Origin of the sequence: Actinosynnema sp. NPDC023658, assembly GCF_040639995.1 — a bacterium.
GTDB lineage: Bacteria > Actinomycetota > Actinomycetes > Mycobacteriales > Pseudonocardiaceae > Actinosynnema.
Window position 1 is genome coordinate 19,498 of the sequence record NZ_JBFAAX010000062.1, and the last position, 3,260, is coordinate 22,757.

Genomic DNA, 3,260 nt, shown 5'->3' on the forward strand with positions numbered 1-3,260 from the left:
GGTCCACGGGCCGTTCGGGTTGGTGGTGGTGCCGAGGATGTGCACGTAGCGGGTGGCGACTTCCATCACGAAGAGCACGTACACGCGTTTGAGGGTGACGGCGCAGTCGACGTGGAAGAAGTCGCAGGCCAACATGCTCGCGGCCTGGGCGCGCAGGAACCGTCGCCAGGAGGTGTCGGTGTCGCGCTGGGGCGCTGGCGGTACCCGCAGGCGCTTGAGCACGCGGCGAACCGTTGACGCGGCTACCTGGTGGCCGAGCTTGAGCAGCTCGCCCTGGATCCGGCGGTAGCCCCAGCCGGCGTTCTCGCGGGCCATGCGCTCGATCAACGTCACGATGATGTCGTCGACCGGTGGGCGGCCGGTGCGGTGGGGGTAGGTCCATTTCTTCGCGACCAGGCGCCGGTGCCATCGAAGAAGGGTGCCCGGCGTCACCACTCGGTGCTCGCGCAGCAGTCGGGGTAGTCGGCACACCAGGGCGGCGAGTACGGCGCGATCGGCCCACTCCAGCCGCGGGCGGGGGTTGGTACGGCGTAGTACGGCGATTTCGTGCCGCAGCACCAGCAGCTCCACGTCCTTGGCCGCTGATGACCGGCCAAGGAGAACCAACCAGCCGACGACCCGGATGAAGACCAGGTATAGCAGTCGTAGCGCCACGCCTCGCGATCATTCTCCTACAGCCTATGGTGCGCGATCGCCGCAGGTCGGCGCCTGAGTGCAGAGTTCTGGCACCCCATAGGCCGCCTGTTCGAGGTGGAAGCCGGTGTCAGCGACGCGCCGGTGTTCCAAGATCCTGGATGAAGTCGAACTCGGAGAAATACCCTGGCGGTGGCGGCGACCAGCCGCAAGGGCGTGGTCACCGCCACCGGGCGGTGCTCAGTCGAGTGGCCAAATCCTCACGAGCCAGTGCTCGACGTCGCTGAAGAACAACTCGTGCTCCTCGTGCGAGAGCCGTGCCGCTTCGTCACGGCCGGTGCAGCTCACGCGGACTCCGGCTCGACCGGTGAACGTCGCGGGGATCTCCACGGAAAAGCCGGTGTCGATAGCCAGCAGGACCACGGCAGGCGCTGCCAGGTCGACGGCGCCGGTCACGGTCTCCGACCCGGAGGGGTGCTCGGGCGGTTCGCCATCCCAGAACTCGACCCGCACGCTCGCGGTGTGGTCGTCGGCGGCGCTGAAGAAGCCGACACCGCCACCGATCACGGATGCCACGGGGTGCTCGACGGCGAGCGGATCGCCACCCGCTCCGGTGATCAGGGAGAACGCCCCGTATGTCACGGGCACCGGGGTTTCCCGGGATGAGAGCAGGTTCGGCACTCCTTACCTCCGCCTTCGCCTGGACTACGTCATCCGACGATATCGACGTAGAACGTGTCGCGTTCGAGGATGTGGTCCACGGCGTACCAGATGCCCAGCGCTCGGCCCGCGGCGCGGTTCTGGCTCCGGTCCAGCGGCATCGACGAGAACGAGACCGCGGTGTTGCCACCGTTCCACAGGTTGTAGGCCGCCCCCTCGTAAGTCGACGCGAACGGGTACTCGTCGCAGTCGAGCGTGCCGCCCCGGGAGTAGTTCAAGCCCCAGAACCGGATGCAGTTCGCGACTGCCAACAGCCTGTTCGCCTCGTACCTGTCCTCACGCCCAACGCCCAGTTCCGGCACGAGCCTCGCCAGCTTGCGCCCGGATGCCTTGGCACCCGGGATGATTCTGCCGACCCCGCCGGGCCTGGTGTTCTCCGGTGTCCTCTGCGCCAGGTCGATGTGTTCCGCGACCGCCTTCACCGGTGATCCTGACGCCTTGGAGTAGGTCAGCACGGCGTCGACGTCGGTGAAGATGCACGCGCCGTTGTCACGGCGCTGCGTCTCGACGTTGTAGGTGTACGTCGAGGTGTCGCAGCGGAGGGCGTCGTCGGGCAGCTCCACCTCCGGCGGCAGGTAGTCGGGGGCGAAGTTCGTGATCGTCAACGAGGTGTTGTAGTAGGTCTTGTTGTCCGGCTCGTTCGGGAACGCGCTGTTGCCCGAGATGGTCAGGTCGAAGCTGGTCTCGAACCCCGCACGCAATTCGCCGAGCGTCTTGGTGACGCCGCCGCTCTGCGAGTTCTGGCAGGTGGAGCCGTCGAGCGCGACGCAGTCCACGCGCAGTCGAATCAACGTGCTGTCCGGCGCGGGTTCCGGACCGGACTTCTGACCGGTGTCGGTGCGGATGGTGAACCTGGCCTGGCGAACCGGTGCGCTCGTGTCACCGGGAGGAACGACGTTGGCGTCGCCCACCCCGATTACGATGATCCGGAACGAGTTGATCGACGGGCTGCACAGGATCGGGCAGGACGCCGGCTTGACCAGGTTGTCGTATCCCGCGTAGCAGGTCGAGTAGTGGTTCTTGTGCCACCAGACCGGATCGCCCGACGGGAACTGGTGGTCGTCGCACTCGTCGAGGGTGACGGGGTCCACCGCGATCTGCGCGGAAGGAGCCGGTGCCACGATGTCCGTAATGTCCCTCGTGAAGTCCTGCTGCTTGTCGGTCTGCTCCCAGGACATGCGTTCGTGCAGCGTTGCGGGCGGGGGGTTGGTCTGGGTCACCTGGTCGACGGGAACCCTGACGACGTCGCCGGAAGGCGTGACGCGGTCGGTGACCAGGCCGGCCGGTGTGTCCGATGTGGTCGTTTGAGCGGTTGAGGTGCCCGTCGCCAGCAGGCTGGCGGCGAAGGCCGCCAGTACCGCGATGGCGGCGAAACGAGATCTGCGCACGGAAATGAGCCCCCTCTTCCTCCGAGTGGAACGAGGGGTCGGCACAAGCGGATGGCGAGAGTGTTCGCCCCGATCCCCCCGATCGTGATGGTGAACGTCGCGCCGAACCGGATCCCCCTCCGGCTGTCACGAGGCAACGCTTCCGCACCGCACTCTGCCGGCGTGCGACCGGAACACTGGGAGAGACGTCCGCGCGTCACCCGTTCGCCGCTACGCCATTCGAGTGTTCACTACCAACGAAAGGAGTTTTCGCTGCTGTCGACCCGTAGACCTGTTTCGCTGGCGGGACAGCTTCTCCAGGTGTCCACCGCGATGCTCACCTGTGGGGTGCCAGAAGTCGGCCGTATAATCTGAGCTGCGGTTGCTGCTGCAGGCTCGTAGTCGTTGATCAGGCCGCCGAGGACTGGTCGGCGGCGTATCGAGGTGCAGCCCGGCTCTGCGATCGGGTGGTCCGGTCTGGGCCTGACCCGTTTTGACGGACATCTGAGATCAGGGGGCGCGTGCCCCCGGAAGGATGTC

Annotated in this window: 2 protein-coding genes and 1 pseudogene; all 3 read right to left on the bottom strand. The window is 66.6% G+C overall.

Features of this window, described 5'->3' with window-relative positions; all coding sequences use genetic code 11:
* A pseudogene (locus tag AB0G02_RS10830) lies at nt 1-570 on the bottom strand (transposase); the annotation flags it as partial.
* 303 nt (nt 571-873) lie between these two features.
* Entirely contained in the window at nt 874-1,281 is a 408-nt protein-coding gene (locus AB0G02_RS10835) for a hypothetical protein (RefSeq protein WP_360792417.1), read from the bottom strand.
* 62 nt (nt 1,282-1,343) lie between these two features.
* Nucleotides 1,344-2,741, bottom strand: coding sequence for a hypothetical protein (locus tag AB0G02_RS10840; protein WP_360792419.1), 1,398 nt, complete (start codon nt 2,739-2,741; stop codon nt 1,344-1,346).
* Nucleotides 2,742-3,260: the final 519 nt, after the last annotated feature.